The sequence below is a fragment of the Caballeronia sp. DA-9 genome (assembly GCF_051615025.1).
Taxonomy (GTDB): Bacteria; Pseudomonadota; Gammaproteobacteria; order Burkholderiales; family Burkholderiaceae; genus Caballeronia; species Caballeronia sordidicola.
This window is the reverse complement of sequence record NZ_CP195135.1, coordinates 131,604-148,108: the sequence shown is the minus strand read 5'-3', so window position 1 is coordinate 148,108 and position 16,505 is coordinate 131,604. Positions and strand designations below refer to the sequence as shown.

The following is a 16,505-nucleotide window of genomic DNA, read 5'->3' as shown; positions in this document are numbered from 1 at the left end:
CACGGTCGTCAAGACAACCGAACCAAGCGCAGTTGTTTGGCCGTTCCCAAAATGGCCTATGACGCACAGCGGCCGAACTGGTCAAGATCGGCCAGCCTCCGAAAAGCCCGACTAATCGCTATGGATAAGGGCCGTTCATCACAGACGATTCCGTTGAAAACCATGCTCAGAACCACGCGCTTATCAGCGTCTTCGCGCGAGCGGTCTGGATTTTCATCGATGGGCACGACACTGAGAATTTGTCTGAGCGGCGGGTTGCCGGCCCTTGCGGACGCTATTCGTGAGTTCGCCGAATAGCGTCCGCAAGAAATTGCAGCGCCGTCTTCAATCGTAGGAAAAGACGCTACCGAATTTGTCTATACGCTCGAGCGCCATACCCGAGCCGCGCACGACGCAGGTCAAAGGGGATTCGGCGACGAGCACCGGCAAACCAGTCTCTTCAGCAAGCAGGCGGTCGAGATCACGCAGTAGCGCACCGCCGCCCGCGAGCATAATGCCGCGCTCGGCAATATCGGCGCCCAGCTCAGGCGGCGTCTGTTCGAGGGCGATCTTAACCGCCGATACGATCTGGTTGAGCGGATCGGTAAGCGCTTCGAGGATTTCATTGCTGGAAACCGTGAAGCTGCGCGGTATGCCTTCGGACATGTTGCGCCCTCTCACTTCGATTTCCTTGACCTCCGAACCAGGAAACGCGGAGCCTATCGCTTTCTTGATGGCTTCGGCAGTTTGTTCACCGATCAGCATGCCGTAATTGCGACGGATATAGTTGACAATCGCGTCGTCGAATTTATCGCCGCCCACGCGCACGGAACCCTTGTACACAATACCGCCGAGCGAAATGACGCCCACTTCGGTGGTGCCTCCGCCGATATCAACCACCATCGACCCGGTCGCCTCGGAAACAGGTAACCCGGCGCCAGTGGCTGCGGCCATTGGTTCTTCGATCAAGTAGACCTTCGAAGCACCGGCGCTTTGTGCGGCTTCCCGGATTGCGCGTCGTTCGACTTGAGTGGACCCACATGGAACGCAGACAACAATGCGTGGCGACGGCGCAAACATGCGCGCTTCATGCGCCATGCGGATGAAGCGTTTGATCATTTGCTCGGTAATGCTGAAGTCAGCGATCACACCATCCTTCATCGGTCGGATCGCTTCAATGTTGCCTGGCACCTTGCCGAGCATCTGCTTGGCTTCCTTGCCCACCGCCAGAATGGTTTTTTTGCCATTTCGGCCGCCTTCTTGACGAATCGACACAACCGAGGGTTCGTCGAGAACGATACCCTTGCCCCGCATGTAAATCAGTGTGTTTGAAGTACCGAGATCAATCGCCAGGTCGTTGGAAAAATAACTACGCAGAAAACCGAACATTCAAAATCCTGTCTTGCTGGCTGCCTAACGCTTGGCTCACCATGTGCGACCAATCGGCGGTCGAGAACGCAGAGGGTAGCAGTTCCGGGGGACGAGGGTTACGAGGTCCACGCTGTTATCGATGAGGATGTGCAGGCGTGGAACTGACGTCGGCCTGAGTCGTCGATGAGTTGGGGCAAGAAATAGCAAGTCCGCAAAAGATCCGCCGTACATTCAGCGACCCGCCGGCTCTGGCAGAGGTGCGGGTAAGAAACGAATGTCACATGCAATGGCCTTGCGGTATTGCTGCGACAGCCTTCCCGTCTTCAACCAATTGTTCTTCCGTGAAGGCTTTTGCTACGCAAACCCGAGCAGCCCGCAACGGGGCAGGAGGCAAGGCGGGCGCGTTGCTCCGTGGATTGCAGGCACCGTCAGTCGAGCGAGGTGAGCTTCTTGGTGACGATGCATCGCGTCAGGCAGATCTAACGGTCGCGCTTGAAGCAAACAGAACAAATACGGGCGAGGCACCACGAAGCTCGGAGCAGTCGAGCAGCGTCGGACGCGGCATATGCACGGGACCGAAGCAGTCCCTGTTGAACAACCTGATCAGCCCGCGCTTCCGCGTACTCTAAAGGAAATTCCCGCCCGAAGAGTTTCCCGCCTATTTGCAATACGCTTCTCAAGCTATTAGACCAATCACCAGTGCTGCGATCGCTGCGAAGGGCAATGCCAATGGTGGCCACAACAAATCCAAGGGCGTGTGGACCGCTTTAATCCTTTTCATGCTGTTTTGCGGTAAGCCCGGCAAACCATTGTGCATATGGCGTGTTTTTAGCCATATGCCGATTCAAGTCCGGTGCATCGTCCGACCACCAGACGGGACCGCGCTCCCCGAGTTCATTTTTTATCAAGTCAATTCGCTGCCGCGCTTTTTCGCGACGGACGCTGTCGCCAACACGCATTGCTGCGCCCTTTTCTCGGCGGGCTCGCATCAGTTCACTGACCAACTTTTCTTTTAGTTCGGAAGGTAAGGACGGGTTCGTACATCGCCAGAGACGCCCTTTGACAACGAAGTATCGACCGTCTGGAGTAGTGGGTTTGGCTGCGTTCACAGCTTTTCGGCCAGTAAGTCTTGAAGCAGGTTCGCTACCTGGAGACCTGCGCGCCGGAGACCGACATTTCTCCGCTGTTTCAATGAGCTTGTCTCGCAATTATAGGGCGATCATCCGCTGGCTATTTGGCATAGTGTATCGTCACAGTTTTTTCAGCCACGATCATGGGGACATCCGTTTCTGCGGTCCCGCTATTGAAATCCACTGGACGTTTTGAGGGTGCATCACTATGCTCGCGTCGAACATGGCTCTTACCCTACCTGTCGCCTACCTCCCAGATGAAATGCCGAATGGAGCACGCTCATCGGCGACAAAAAATTCGTTTTCGCAGAAGCGTCGAACCGACCAATTGCTTCGATGGACAGCGCTCCTCGTACACATTTAGCAACACCTGTAACGAAACGTAAGTCGAGCGTGCGTTAGCCCACACAGTAGGTGTTAGTTGCCTACTACTATGCGCCTGCTGACCAACAAAAAGCGCCCGACCACAAAACCAATAGGCAGAAAGAAAAGGTCAGTTACGAGAGGTATAATACCAAGGCGGTAACGGGGGTTCCCGCCTTGGTTTGAAGGCCCGACTTTGTCGGGCCTTTTTCCTCAGCGAGCGCCGCGTCTGCTGGCACCTCGACCTGTGCTTCGGTCATCATCAGGACGCGAAGTTATACCCGATACCAAAAATGCGCGACTTGCGTGCATGCTTCGGCGCGAAAAAAAACACTCAGGTAACCTAAATATTACGTCGCTGCCAATTGGAAAAAAGCTTCTCCAATCGCAGAGTTGGCGCGACCGCTGCGTCGGGCAAAGGATTCAGCGGCCAACACGTATCTCGATCTCACGCTACCATATTCGTTAGACAGCAACCGTAGCACGGTTGTTTTATTACCTTGTCCTTTCGAAAACATGAACGAAATCGAACACCGGGGTTTTGTTTGCCCGCGATGCAGCATCCCGATGGCAGATGGATGGGAAGTGCTTGCCGAGGGTGAAGTGCATCATATTACTTGCCAATTTTGCCGCACGAAATTCGAAGCGTTGCTCGTCGAATGCAATGCGTGTGGCTCCGACGAGTTTGTATCGAGCCTTACAGATATCGATCAAGAGAGCGTCGTTTGTTCGAAGTGCGGACATCACAACCATCGCGGCGAGGTCGATGATGGCGAAGACTCTGGCATTTGAACGATCCGTGAACGTCGACACCGAACAGGTGACGTTGAAGCTTTTCAAGGTATCTCGTGGATATTCGCTGGAACGCCGCATCATCGAGAAAGATGACGCGTCATCGGTCCAGGTCTTGCTAATCAGCAAGCTTGACGAATTTGACGTTTTTGCAAATGCCGACCCGTACAAAAGTCAGATTGCGCCTTTTTACAATGAGATACGACGCAAACTTACGGATGATGGTTTAAAGCAATAACTGGTAATCGAAGGAGACTGAGGCATGGAATCGACCCAATCCGAAGCATCAGTTTTGAAGTATTTTGACCAAATCATATCTGCGCATGACGAGTCCGACGTGGCGCATTGTGTGAGGGCGATCGTCTCGACGTTGGGTGCTGAGTCGTATGTCTTCGTCTCAATGAATCCAGCCGAGTCCCCTGAAAGCCGTGCCTCACACCGGTTTCTAATAGGATGTCGGCCCGAGTGGTGCCAACTGTACAACGCTAACAAGTGGTTCATGACGGATCCGTTCTTGGATTACTCAGTCAGCAATACAGAACCTATCTTCGGTTCCCAAGTGGAGGTAACGACTCAAGGGCAGAAGGATATGCTTACCTCAGCTCACGAACATGGCTTCCGCAGCGGATTCGTTGTGCCGGTACACGCGAGCGACAAGGGGCGAATCGGTGTGCTTTACCTGGGGTCTGACAAGACTGAGGCGGAAGGCGAAAAGATCTTCTCCGTGAGTCGCATGTATTTTCGTGCACTTGCCGTGGAGCTGCTTGATTGGTCTATTCGCGTAGCTAAGCGCGAAATCATGGAGTCTCGCTCGATCACGGGTAAAGACCTGCAAGTCGTCAGCTACCTAAAAGACGGCTTCACGGCCGAGGATATCGCAAGGGAGATGGATGTCTCGGTGCAGACGATCTACGGCAACTACAAGAAAATCAAAGACAAGGTTGGTGCTTCCCACATATCCGAGGTAGTCAAATTCGCGGAAGTCAATGGACTGCTCGTTTAGTCCAAGACGGAGCTTCTGGCTCTCGCTGAGCCTCCCTTTGTCAGGCGCCGTGCTATTTGCTGCCGGTTATGCGTGGATGTTTGTAGCGATTGCGCTAGTTTTGGTGCCACTTCTCGACGCATGTATTGGCCGAGGCCCACCTTTGAGTGCAGTTCCAATCGAGAGGTTGTCCGAGCGCCAAATCCCTTGTTGGTTTGCATTAAGCTGGACGATGGCGCTTGCAATCGCAGCTCGCGAAGCGACAACTGCAGGCCCGGTCGAATTTGTTGGTTTGGTTGTCTCCAGCGGAGTGCTAAGTGCCACCGCTATGGCCCATCTGCACGAGTTGACCCATCGAACCGAACGGCTCTGGCGCGGCGTTAGCGACATTGCTTTTACGGTCGCTGGCTACCCTCACTACAGGTTCGCGCATGAATTACACCACGACCATCTCGGCGACCCGTTGTTTGGGTCCACTGCTTCCGTGGGCACGTCATCATGGGCTCACGTGGTCCGGTCGTATCTCAGCGCGCTGAGGGCTTCGCTGAATCCAACATCGTATCGAGATCGCTCCATCCCTCGGCGCCTGTATGCAAATATCTCGATCGCCCTTCTGCTGGTGATCTTGCCGCTAACGCTGCAAGCTTGGCGGCTGTCATTGTTCGTGTTTGGTTACGCGACAATTAGCGTCTTCATCGTCGAGACTGTAGGTTACATGCAGCACTACGGCTTTGACCACCAAAGCCAACACGACGCTATCCACTCCTGGGATGTTGATTTTTGGCTGTCCAATTGCCTGTTGGTCAACAACGGATACCATGGGGCACACCACGAAAACGGACGGTCGCCGTACACTCAACTGCGTCCAACCCGAGCCGCCTTACCGGGGGGTTATTTCCACATGCTTTGGCTGAGCCTTGTGCCGCCGGCTTGGTTCTCCGTCATGGATAGACGCGTCAACGTCCTAAACAAGCGACGGCGCCGACAACTGGTCACCCTTCGCGAGCAGTCCCTCCGCGACCGCGGCAAGATAGTCTGAGTCGAGAGAATCCAAGTGTATTGCAGTCGTCTCCCCGGTCTTGCCGTAGTTCTTGTTTGTTGACCGCGTGTAAGCGGGATCGTAGTGATCAACCATGATGCTCTCGAAAAGCGCGTCCATTTCCCTACGCTCAGCGAGTTCCTTCCATCTGTCGATCGTGACCCCTCCTACCAGCGGTTTCAGGTAGGTTAGTTTTTCGATCAGCCCAACAGGGTCTTCTGCAAAATGTGGATATTCTCGGTGCCACATCGCAACACGCTCTGACATCGGTGTGTGCACGATAAACAAACGGGAGCGATGCATCGCCTCGAATAATGAAGTTGGCAACTGTACCTGACCGATCTTCTTGCTCTCGCTTTCGATCCAGATAGGCTTCGCTAGGTCAAACCGACTTATTTCGTCGAGCAGAAGCGTGTCAAAGTACTTCTGACTGGGTTGGGGATGCCCGGGGATGCCGCCAATTATGGAACCTCTGTGTGAAGCGAGCGCTTCGAGATCCAGCATCTGGGCTCCCGCCTTTCGCAGCGCGTGAAGCAGACTCGTCTTTCCGCATCCAGTCGGACCAGAAAGCACATTAAAAGTCATTTTGGTAGGCACTTGCGCAAGTGTTTCTCTCACCCAGTTCCGATAGCCCTTCCACCCTCTAGGTAACCGTTCTACCTTGTAGCCAATTGTCTCCAGCGCATCTGTCCAAAGCTTGCTCCGTTTCCCGCCGCGAAAACAGTACACAAGGATGGTCGCTCGCTTGCTTGTCTGGAAAAACGGAAGCTCCAAATGACGAGCAATGTTTTTAAGCGAGTATGCGACCCCGATCTGATAAGCCCGCATCGGGTCAGTCCGATGAGTGGTCCCGACCTCAGCGTATTCTTCATCGAATACCACGGGGAGGTTAATAGCTCCCGGCACGTGGTCTTCCTTGAATTCCCGCGGGCTCCTTGCGTCGATGATCAAATCGAAGCCCGTCAACGTTTGCAAGTCATACATAGTTCGTTCCGCCACCATAACATCTGAAGTAAGTCAATACTAAGCGCACCTGCACCGTTACTAATCAAGGTCGGGCTACCATAAGACAAGACAGGCGGGTCACTCGCAAACGCCGTCCTCCGCGAGAGAGCAGTCTGCAATCGTACCGCAAGAGATGCGTGCGGATCGCAAGGGATCGTTTGCAGACTTCCACCCTACGTGGCATCGCGTTACGAAGCGACACACCTTCAACAAATAAATCTGTTGAATCAAATCCATAAACGTGTTCCCATGTATAACAAATCATATCAAACGTTAAACACTCGATGCATTTCGTGAGATTGGTAGGTTGAATCATGGAAAACTAAGCTGTCTCGTGGCATTACTCCTTGCTGTACGAACGATTGCAAGGGATCAAATGCACACGCTGACGAAACGGGACCTCGCGGTCCTCGACGGAGCCCAACCTGAATACGAGGTGTTTTTGGTGGAGACCAGCGAGAGCGAAACTGGTGATGACCGTGATGGCTGGTGGTTGATGAACGTGAAGATACCTAGCGAATCGAAGGTCTACCTCGTCCAAACCGCGTTGGGGCGGACGAAGCTATGGAAGCGCCTTGATATTGCGGTTGATTTTGTCAAAGAGACTTGCCCGCGCGTCAGCACGGTACACGTGTTACTGCGTAAAGAATCGACGTGACTGCGACGTGAGATGAAGCGGTTGATGCTAGTGCTACCAACACCGACATCAACCTAACCATTGTTGGAACTGTTGAGGCTCAAATGGCTGACTCCATTATAGGTGGAAAGACTCGTCCGTTGATTTGGAAAGGCGGAGTCCATAGCCTTATAGTTTGCGGCGGGCTGTTGACATTCGTAACGCCCTCCTTAGTTTTCGCCGACGATTGGGGTTGCCAAGTGTTGCTGTGCCTTGCCGATCCTCGCGGCGCAAAGACTGAATCAGAATGCAAGCCGCCCATCGAAAAGCTCTGGAATGCGCTTGAACATGGCAAGCCCTTTCCCACATGCGACTTGAATAGCAGCGTGGCAGACCTCCCGCCTGATGTCAGGAGCTCATTGCCTGCGAGCTCGCTTAATGCTGGCCAAGGCACAGGCGCGCAAAGCGTAGGCGCAGGCCCAAACTACTGCAGCCCAGATCTCCTCTTCTGGGGTCCACCCGAGCAAAGCATGCTCACATGCGGCGCTCGTGGCGCAATCAACGTCACCATCGACAACAAGCTGTTCACCCGTGTTTGGTGGGGAATCAACGGCAAAGCGACCATCACCGAGTTCTATGGGCAAGGGTCGGCCACAGTCCCCTATGACCCCGCCTCATCAGCGCAACAATTTCTGTCAAGGACCGATGCGCCAGGGGCCGGTGAGTCGCCTGGCGTAGATACCGGCGGCAATCACTAACCTGCGCACGCGTACTGTCGCTGTAATCCCCACTGCAGTTGGTGCGACGTCAGGCACCGTATCAAGAAACAGCGCTTGATCTCGATCAGCCAATTAGTACAACTGAAAGGTAATAAAGGTGCGTAGATTGTTCGTTGGCGAAAAGTCATCTCTCGTGCAAGCCGTGGTCGCAGTCTTGCCGGGCACGCCGCGTCGCGACGGCGTGGCGACCTATATCGGCGACGATGCGTTCGTGCCGCTCGCTGGTCACGCACTCGAGCAGGCCATGCCAGACGAGTATCTTCCCGATGACCTACCACGCAGCAAGAGCGGTTCAAAGATCTGGCGTTATCAAGACCTTCCGATCGTACCAACTGCCTGGCTGATGGCTCCCCGTGGTGATTTGGAGCGCAACGTCCGCGCGGTAGAAAAACTTTTGTCCGAGGTCGATCAAGTCGTGCATCTGGGTGACCCGGATGAGGAAGGCCAGCTTCTTGTAGATGAAGTTCTGATCTATCTAGGTAACACCAAGCCCGTCCTACGGCTGCTCGTCAACGATTACAACCCGGCCAAAGTCCGTCAGGCACTTGACTCGATGCACAGCAACGAGGAGCAGCAGTTTCGCGCATGGTTTGTGTGGGCACTCGCGCGTTCGCGTTACGACTGGCTCTTCGGTCTGAACTTAACGCGTGCCGCCACATTACGCGCTCGTGAGCTCGGATTCGACGGCGTATTGACCGTCGGGAGCGTCCAAACCCCGACGCTCATGATCGTATATGGACGCGATCGGGCTATCGAGTCATTCAAGCCGGCCGGCTATTTCACTATCGCGGCGAAGATGCAGCATGAGAACGGCCTGTTTGTCGCCAACTGGAAGGCGCGCGAAGACCAAGCCGGTCTCGACGATGCGGGCCGTTTGATCGACGAATCCGTTGCGCGTGCGCTTGTTGTCCAGATGCGAAACCAGCCGGCAGAGATATCAGCGTATGACAAGTCGCCCAAGCGAGAGGCGCCGCCGCTGCCTTTGTCCCTGAACGAATTGACAGTGGCCGCATGCGGCAAGTTTGGCTACACGGGTGACGAAGTGTTGGCCGCGGCGCAAGTGCTGTACGAACGTTACAAAGTCACAAGCTACCCGCGCACGGAGAACCGTTATCTGTCGGAGGCGCAGCACGATGAAGCGCCGACCATTCTGGCGTCGGTTAGCCGAAACCTGCCCGGGCTCGGCTCATTGATCAGCTGCGCCGACACGAAACGCAAATCGGCTGCGTTCGACGACAAGAAGATGAATGGTGAAGCGCACCACGGCATCGTGCCGACCGTATGCGTAACGGACCTATCCGCGCTGAATGAAATTGAGCGCAACGTCTACGACCTGGTCGTGCGCAGCTATCTCGCCCAATTCTTCGAGCCCGCCGTATTTATGCAAACACGCATCGAAATTTCATGTGTCGGCGAGCGCTTGACCGCGAACGGCAAGACGCCCGTGTCCGCCGGCTGGCGTGAGGTCTATGCGCCGCACGAGGAAGCGGCTGTACAAACGCCGGTCGAAAGCGAAACCGATGACGGTAAGCAAACACTTCCGGACATGGCGCAGGGCGACCCTGCAACGTGCACGGCATGTGATACCGCGAGCCGAGCAACGAAGCCCCCTTCCCGCTTTGATGAAGCATCGTTGCTGAGCGCCATGATTGACCTTCACAAATTCACGACCGATCCAGCGGCCAAGGCACGCCTGAAAGAGGGAAAAGGCATTGGTACAAGCGCCACACGCGCCGGGATCATCAAGGACCTGCGCGAGCGTGGTTTCCTCGAGATCGCCAAGGGCACCAAAAACAAGCTGACGTGCAGCGCGAGCGGCCGGGGGTTGCTTACGGCACTGCCCGGCCCAGTCAAGGATCCAACGATGGCCGGCATGTTCAAAATCGCGCTCGACGCGGTAGCGAGCGGGCAGATCACGTACGACCAGTTCATTGACCGCAACGTCGCTTTCATTACCAAGGTGATCGCGGGCTTGCGGACCTCGAAGATGAACTTGCCCGTGGCACCCGCACCAGCATGTCCGAAATGTACATCGGGCCGCTTGCGGCGAATCTCTGGCAATGACGGCCACTTTTGGGGTTGCTCGAACTTCAAGGCGCAGCCCAAGTGCTCCGCGTCCTATCCGGACCGTGACGGCGCACCAGACTTCACGTCGAAACTGAAACCCAGGAGCAAGGGCTTTGGATTTAAGAAAGTGGGAGCGATGTAATGGCTGAGCAACCCAAACAAGATCGCGTGTGGGATTTTGCGACTGAAGCATACCTGCCGTCGGATGATGAAAAGCCACCAGCCGGGAACACGATGGTTTCGGATTCGGCCCACGTCGGGAAAACGACGTCTTTGAACACGCTCCTGAATGCAGAACCAGACCGTCCGGACGAAGATCCGGACGTTGACAGCGAAGCCGCGCAATGATGCCCGCCGACTTCAATAGCCTCGCGCAGCAATGCGCGCCCGCAGTTCATCCGACGACTTTGCAGGCGATTGTTCGCGCCGAGTCGGGTTTCAACCCCTTTGCGATCGGTGTCGTAGGAGGTCGCCTCGTGCGTCAGCCACAGAACCGCGATGAAGCGATGGCCACTGTTAAGGCGCTCGACGCGGGAGGCTGGAACTACAGCATGGGCTTAAGCCAAGTGAATCGCTACAACCTCGCGAGGTATGGCATGGACGCAAATGCTGCATTCGATCCTTGCACAAATCTGCGCGCCGGCTCGGCGATCTTGTCGGACTGTTATAGCCGTGCGTCGGCCCGTATGGGTGCTGGCCAGAACGCATTGCGCGCGGCGTTCAGCTGCTACTACAGCGGGAATTTTAAGCGTGGATTTGTCCGCGATTTAGGAACATCGAGCTACGTCCGGCGCATTGTTTCCTTCGTAGCGTCGACAGACCCGGAAACGGCTAAGGGAGACGTTCGGCCCATTGCTGTCGTGCCAGTCGCTACGCCCGAGACCGTGCGGCAAACCGTGCCGCGACTCGACCCTGATACAGGGGCACCGGCAGCGATTAAAACGCCTTCGACATCACGGCGTGCGCAACCCGAGCATACCCACCCATCCTGGGACACATTCGGAGATTTTTGAACCTTTGATCCAGCCCTCTTCTTCGCAACCAAATTACCAACCTGTTATCAGGACAACTATGAAACGTACCAAACTATTATCCCTGCTTGTATCGCCGTTGGTTGGCTTCGCTGTATCGCTGGTAAGCGCGAGCGCGTATGCAGGCGGCCTGACAGCCGGGACCAGCGCGATCACCAATTTTGAAGTTTGGTTCTTTACGATTTGCGGAATTCTCGCGATTTGCTACCTGCTCTGGGTCGGGATTCAGTGCTGGAGCAACAAGGCCGACTGGGTGCATGACTTTGGTGGCGCCATTGCCAAGGTAGCGGCCGTTGGCTCCGTTCCAGTTCTCGCAGCGTGGGCCTGGACCGTCTTCGGATCATGAGCGAAAAAGCCCTGTATTCGTCGTATGCGGGCCTTGGGCGCGTTGCCATGATTAAAGGCGTTCCCCTCATGGCCGGCTTGGTCCTTTTCGGAATCAGCGTCGCGGTTGCCATGGTTGGCGGCTTCGCCTTCGGACCAGCGGGGTTTCTCCTGTTCGTCCCCTGCCTTGCACCCGTGATGTTCATCAAGCAGGTGTGCGCGACCGATGACCAGGCGCTCAACATCTTATTGCTGGAAATGCGTTGCTTTCTAGGACGCACCAACGCTCGGATGTTTGGCAACACCTACACGCTCAGCCCGATGAAGTACGGCTACCGGCTCGACACGTTCAGAGCTGCATTTGAGCGCACGCCTTCGCTGGTAGCCCATGAGCAGTTTCGCGTCGCGTTCTCGCAGCACAAGGAAAACTGATGTCCATTTACGAAAAAATGAAACGTCAACCGGCAGTCGAAGACAAGATGCCCAAGGTCGGTCATGCGGTGTCTGAGCACGTAACGAGCTGCGGAAACGATCGAACATTGGGCGTGATTCGTCTGCCGGGCATCCCGTTTGAGTCGGCGACGGACTCCATTCTGGAAAACCGCTTCGACTCCTTCAATCGCTTCTTGTCGTCTCTCGGCGCGACCAAAGGCAATCGACTGTCGATCACTACGACGCTCAAGCGCCGGCGCATGGCGCTCGACCAGACGTACGGGTTTCGCTCGTCGTTTATGAAGGACTTTAGCGAACAGTATCTCGCGCGCTTCAAGAAAACCGACTATTTCGAAAACACTTATTTTTTGAGCGTGGTGCTTAAGCACGACGATCTCGCGGAAGGCGTGGCCGAGATGGAAGAGCTCTTGCAGACCATCGTAAAAGCCCTGAACGCGTACGACCCGGAGATCTTGTGCGCTTACGAGCGCAATGGCGTGATGTTTTCCGAAACCTTTGAATTCATCGGCGAGCTGATCAATGGCGTCGAGCGTCGGGTGCCAGTGACCGAAATGCCCGGCTACCAGGCGATACCCAACGCGTGGATGCACTTTGGCTACGACGTTTTGGAAGTGCGCGCCGACAACAACACTAAATACGCTGTTTGCTACGACCTGAAGGATTTGCCGAAGAGCGGCTGGGGGCAGATGAACTCGCTTCTGACTGTGCCAGTCGAGTTCACTCTGACGCAATCGTTCGGATTTCTGGGCACGCATCAGGCGAACGCGAAGATCGAAACACAGATTGGCAAGCTTACGTCGGTGCAAGACAAGGCGGTTCATCAAATCGATGATCTGAGCCATGCGCAGGCCCTACTCGCTGCGCGTGAGCTTGCATTCGGTGATTACCATGGTGCGCTCGTGGTGTACGGATCGAGCGCGCAGAAGGCAATCGAAAACGGGACCTACGTTGCCGCGCAGTCGCTCAATGAATGCGGCGTGAGCTGGATGCCTGCGACTTTGTCGGCACCGGTGACCTATTTTAGTCAGGTCCCGGGGGCGACCAAAAAGCCGCGACCCAGTCCGCGGTCTACGCGCACGCTGGCGTCGACGTCCTGCATGCACAACTACTCGACCGGCAAGGCGCGAGGCAATCCGATCGGCGACGGTACTGCGGTCATGCCGCTTTCGACCATCGGCAAGGGTCGATTCGATTTCAATTTTCACGCGTCGCTGCCTGATCAGGACAACACCGGCGAGAAATTCGCAGGTCACACCCTGATGCTCGGTGCGACAGGCACAGGTAAGACCACGCTGCAACTCGCCCTCGTGGGATTTCTCGAGCGGTTTGATCCGAAGATTTTCGCACTCGACCTCGACCGGAGCATGGAGATCTTAATTCGTAACTTAGGCGGTGTCTATCTGCCGTTGAAGGCCGGTGTCGAAACGGGGCTTGCGCCGTTCGAGCTTCCGCCGACCGAAGCGAATCTGCAATTTCTTTACAGCCTGGTGCGTTCGTGCGGTCGCGACTCTGCCGGACAGATTACGGACGCCGACGCGATCAAGGTCAAGAACGCAGTAGATGCCATCTATGCCATCGAACGGGTCGAAGACCGGGTGTTTTCTCGCTTGCTCGAAAACATTGCGGATGACGGTACGCCCAATTCGCTCTGGACGCGGCTGTCGAAGTGGTGCCATGCGGCCGATGGCGAATTCGCATGGGCGCTCGATAACGTGCCCAACACGATGATCGACGTAACGAAGCAGCACCGCATCGGCTTTGATGTCACCGACTTCCTGCAAAAAAACTATCGGCCAACTGAGCCAGTTCTTGCCTACCTCTTCTACCTGAAAAAGCTGATGCAGGAGAACGGCGGGTTGCTGGTGACGATCGTCGAAGAATTCTGGTTGCCAGCGCAGTACCCCGTGACGCAAGAGTTAATTTTGAAGTCGCTCAAGACGGGTCGGAAGATCGAAGAGTTCGTGCTGCTTGTGTCGCAGTCGCCGGAAGATGCCATTGCGAGCCCGATCTTTCCCGCGATTCAACAGCAGACGGCCACCAAGATCTACCTACCGAATCCGGACGCGCGGTTCGAGGCTTACGAGATGTGCAACATGAATCGCAAGGAGTTCGACGTCCTCAAGAGCCTCGACAAGGAATCGCGGACGTTTCTCATCAAACAGAGCAATCAGTCAGTGTTTGCAACGCTTGATCTATATGGCATGTCGGACGCGCTTGCAGTTCTCTCCGGCACGACGGACAACATTCCGATTTGGGACGAAGTATGGGCTGAGTTTGGGCCTGATATCGACAAGTCTATGGCCGTCTTCCAATCACGGCGCAAGGGCAAGAAGAAGGCTGCCAAATTCGATCGGCATGCCATAGACCCCTCGCATGGCCCAGCCTATGCAGCAAGTCTTGAAGAGGGAGCAACATCATGAGCGTTGCGCCGATCAATGTCGCCATTTTCCAGCCCCTCATGACCATGTTCGACACGACCGTCAACCAGACGATCATGACGGGCTCTGCCAACCTCATCACGTTGATCAGCCCTTTGGTCGCCGCTGGCCTCGGCGTCTACATGTTGTTGATCATGACCTCCTACTGGCGTGGTGCGACGGACCAGCCAGTGATCGACTTCTTCATGCGGTTCGCGGCCTGGGGACTCATTATCACCGCCGGGATGAACATCCAGTACTACACCGAGTATGTGGTGCCCTTCTTCAATGGCGTCGGCGACGATATTGCTCAGGCGTTGACGAATAGCTCCTCGACAGGTACGGCCCTGGACACCTTGCTGTCGTCTTATCTCACCGCGATCAACAACCTGTTCGCCCCTTTGAGCCCGTTCAACGTCGGTGGCTACGTTGCTTCGTGTGCCAACGCGTTGCTGATCATCTTAGTCGCCCTTCCCTTTCTCGCGCTTGCGGCCGCCTATCTGATTCTTGCGAAGTTCGCGCTTGGGCTGTTGCTCGCTCTGGGGCCGATGTTCATCGCGGCGGCGCTCTTTCCTGCAACGCGCAAGTTCTTTGAAGCATGGACCGCGCAATGCCTCAATTACGCGTTCTTGACAGCGCTCTTCGCAGCGGCCGGCGCCATTGAGGTCAAGTTCGCAACCGCGAGCGTACCAGCGGGGTCCCTGACGGACATTCCGACCACGGCCAAGCTCGCCATGATGGGGATCACGTTCATCGTCGTATCACTAAACCTACCTGCGCTGGCTTCCGCACTGGCCGGTGGCGTCGGCATCTCGGCGATGGCACAGCACGCAGGGGGCCCCGCCAGATTCGCCGGAAAGAGCGTTGGTAAAGGCATCAGCTCGGGATACAGGGCTGCCAAGCAGTTGACCGGCCGTGCTGCCGGCGGATCGATCGAAGGGTAATTCATACCAGGAGTAATTATGTTTGCACACGTCAAAACTCGAACCAGTAAATTTCGGCAGATGATGACGCTCGTTGGTTGCATCCTCGCTATCGAAGGACAATTTGCTCCCGCACATGCACAGGGTATCCCTGTCATCAGCACGAGCGAACTTGCGCAAGACCTGCTTATGGCAAAAAACCTCCAATCGCAGCTTGTCACCATGACGGATCAATACCACGCACTGACTGGAAATCGTGGTTTCGGGCAGATCCTGAACAACCCTTCATTGACGAGCTATTTGCCTTCTCAATGGCAATCGGTTTATAGCCAGGTCAAGTCCGGACAATTGCAAGGGTTAAGCAGTGCTGCGCAGCAGATCGAAAGCCAGGAAGGCATGGCCGCACACACACCTTCTCAGCAGCGTTACAACGACACGCTCGCAACCAACAAAGCAATGGCGACGCAAGCCTATCAAGCGTCGGCCGCCCGGCTCCAAAACATACAGAACCTGATGCAGCAGTCCGACCTGACGCAGGACCCCGCGGCGAAGGCTGATTTGCAAAATCGGTTGCTTAGCGAAAACGCAATGATCCAGAACGAACAGACCAAGCTTAACCTGGTGGGTCAGCTGCAGCAGGCTGAAGAAAAGCTCGCAGAAAAGCAGGACGCCGACACCTTCAAGAACACGCTGATGGGAAGCGCCTCGCAAACGCCGCAGTAGTCACGACGCGCGCCTAACACTTTGAAGGAACAAAAATGAAAATGCTTTTTATCGCAGCGCTCTTTCCCGTGTTGATCTCCGCGTGCGGGAAGTCTTCGGGTGAGGACTACCTCGGCCACTGGACGAAAGTCGCTGGGCAAGGCCCCGATCTGACGATCGAAAAGCACGGAGACGTGTTCGTTATCAAAGAGCCTAGCGTTTTGATGACCGGGCAATTCGATCAATTCACCGCTGACATGGTTGGCGATCGCTTGGTGCTACACGCAGGCGTAGGCGGAGAAATTCCTGTGGTGATCGACAAGTCGACAGGCCATCTATTGATTGCGGGCGAAGAGCTGCAGCGCGGTGGAAAGTAAGACGTTTTCTATTGCCTGTATGCAGGGCGGTGACGTAAGTCGCCTGCCTCGCGATAAATGATATTCAAGTCGCTTAAGGAGATTGAGATGAATGTATCTGGCCGCTTAGCTGGACCAACATGCCTCGCGTGTCGAACGGCCGCACCGGCGCCTTG

At 55.6% G+C, this 16,505-nt stretch carries 17 protein-coding genes; 14 read left to right on the top strand and 3 right to left on the bottom strand.

Going from position 1 to position 16,505, the window contains the following annotated elements; all coding sequences use genetic code 11:
• Positions 1 to 324 precede the first annotated feature (324 nt).
• Together ACRWA7_RS35015 and ACRWA7_RS35010 are read right to left on the bottom strand one after the other, a co-directional pair.
• The gene (locus ACRWA7_RS35015) at positions 325 to 1,368 is read right to left on the bottom strand and encodes a rod shape-determining protein (protein WP_438397227.1); all 1,044 of its coding nucleotides are present in this window, start codon (positions 1,366 to 1,368) and stop codon (positions 325 to 327) included.
• 749 nt (positions 1,369 to 2,117) lie between these two features.
• Positions 2,118 to 2,459 (bottom strand): hypothetical protein, encoded by a 342-nt coding sequence (locus ACRWA7_RS35010; RefSeq protein WP_438397225.1) that lies wholly within the window; start codon positions 2,457 to 2,459, stop codon positions 2,118 to 2,120.
• Positions 2,460 to 3,359: 900 nt separating this feature from the next.
• On the opposite strand from ACRWA7_RS35010, the gene ACRWA7_RS35005 reads away from it, so the two are divergent.
• The 4 genes from ACRWA7_RS35005 (at position 3,360) to ACRWA7_RS34990 (ending at position 5,656) form a co-directional block, all read left to right on the top strand.
• Entirely contained in the window at positions 3,360 to 3,635 is a 276-nt protein-coding gene (locus tag ACRWA7_RS35005; RefSeq protein ID WP_438397224.1) for a hypothetical protein, read from the top strand.
• Between the two features lie 7 nt (positions 3,636 to 3,642).
• Complete coding sequence (locus ACRWA7_RS35000; RefSeq protein WP_438397222.1) at positions 3,643 to 3,873, top strand: hypothetical protein; 231 nt, start codon at positions 3,643 to 3,645, stop codon at positions 3,871 to 3,873.
• Positions 3,874 to 3,897: 24 nt separating this feature from the next.
• The gene (locus ACRWA7_RS34995; RefSeq protein WP_438397221.1) at positions 3,898 to 4,638 is read left to right on the top strand and encodes an autoinducer binding domain-containing protein; all 741 of its coding nucleotides are present in this window, start codon (positions 3,898 to 3,900) and stop codon (positions 4,636 to 4,638) included.
• Positions 4,639 to 4,849: 211 nt separating this feature from the next.
• Positions 4,850 to 5,656 (top strand): fatty acid desaturase, encoded by an 807-nt coding sequence (locus tag ACRWA7_RS34990; RefSeq protein ID WP_438397219.1) that lies wholly within the window; start codon positions 4,850 to 4,852, stop codon positions 5,654 to 5,656.
• On the opposite strand, the gene mnmH is transcribed toward ACRWA7_RS34990, so the two are convergent.
• The gene (gene mnmH, locus ACRWA7_RS34985; protein WP_438397217.1) at positions 5,582 to 6,640 is read right to left on the bottom strand and encodes a tRNA 2-selenouridine(34) synthase MnmH; all 1,059 of its coding nucleotides are present in this window, start codon (positions 6,638 to 6,640) and stop codon (positions 5,582 to 5,584) included. The two genes, ACRWA7_RS34990 and mnmH, sit on opposite strands and share 75 nt — an antisense overlap.
• Positions 6,641 to 7,037: 397 nt before the next feature.
• On the opposite strand from mnmH, the gene ACRWA7_RS34980 reads away from it, so the two are divergent.
• The 10 genes from ACRWA7_RS34980 to ACRWA7_RS34935 all read left to right on the top strand — a co-directional run bounded on the left by ACRWA7_RS34980 (position 7,038) and on the right by ACRWA7_RS34935 (position 16,350).
• Complete coding sequence (locus ACRWA7_RS34980) at positions 7,038 to 7,319, top strand: hypothetical protein (protein WP_438397215.1); 282 nt, start codon at positions 7,038 to 7,040, stop codon at positions 7,317 to 7,319.
• 834 nt (positions 7,320 to 8,153) lie between these two features.
• The gene (locus ACRWA7_RS34975) at positions 8,154 to 10,265 is read left to right on the top strand and encodes a DNA topoisomerase (protein WP_438397213.1); all 2,112 of its coding nucleotides are present in this window, start codon (positions 8,154 to 8,156) and stop codon (positions 10,263 to 10,265) included.
• Positions 10,265 to 10,471 (top strand): hypothetical protein, encoded by a 207-nt coding sequence (locus ACRWA7_RS34970; RefSeq protein ID WP_438397212.1) that lies wholly within the window; start codon positions 10,265 to 10,267, stop codon positions 10,469 to 10,471. The genes ACRWA7_RS34975 and ACRWA7_RS34970 overlap by 1 nt, the downstream gene beginning before the upstream one ends.
• The gene (locus ACRWA7_RS34965) at positions 10,468 to 11,136 is read left to right on the top strand and encodes a lytic transglycosylase domain-containing protein (protein ID WP_438397211.1); all 669 of its coding nucleotides are present in this window, start codon (positions 10,468 to 10,470) and stop codon (positions 11,134 to 11,136) included. Before ACRWA7_RS34970 ends, ACRWA7_RS34965 begins: the two co-directional genes overlap by 4 nt.
• Before the next feature lie 58 nt (positions 11,137 to 11,194).
• The gene (locus ACRWA7_RS34960; protein ID WP_438397210.1) at positions 11,195 to 11,500 is read left to right on the top strand and encodes a hypothetical protein; all 306 of its coding nucleotides are present in this window, start codon (positions 11,195 to 11,197) and stop codon (positions 11,498 to 11,500) included.
• Positions 11,497 to 11,910, top strand: a complete 414-nt coding sequence (locus tag ACRWA7_RS34955) for a VirB3 family type IV secretion system protein (RefSeq protein ID WP_438397209.1) — start codon at positions 11,497 to 11,499, stop codon at positions 11,908 to 11,910. Before ACRWA7_RS34960 ends, ACRWA7_RS34955 begins: the two co-directional genes overlap by 4 nt.
• A 260-nt stretch (positions 11,911 to 12,170) precedes the next feature.
• Entirely contained in the window at positions 12,171 to 14,351 is a 2,181-nt protein-coding gene (locus ACRWA7_RS34950) for a transporter (RefSeq protein ID WP_438397208.1), read from the top strand.
• Complete coding sequence (locus tag ACRWA7_RS34945) at positions 14,348 to 15,292, top strand: type IV secretion system protein (RefSeq protein WP_438397206.1); 945 nt, start codon at positions 14,348 to 14,350, stop codon at positions 15,290 to 15,292. The genes ACRWA7_RS34950 and ACRWA7_RS34945 overlap by 4 nt, the downstream gene beginning before the upstream one ends.
• Positions 15,293 to 15,310: 18 nt before the next feature.
• Entirely contained in the window at positions 15,311 to 15,994 is a 684-nt protein-coding gene (locus tag ACRWA7_RS34940) for a type IV secretion system protein (RefSeq protein WP_438397204.1), read from the top strand.
• Between the two features lie 35 nt (positions 15,995 to 16,029).
• Positions 16,030 to 16,350 (top strand): hypothetical protein, encoded by a 321-nt coding sequence (locus ACRWA7_RS34935; RefSeq protein WP_438397202.1) that lies wholly within the window; start codon positions 16,030 to 16,032, stop codon positions 16,348 to 16,350.
• Positions 16,351 to 16,505 lie beyond the last annotated feature (155 nt).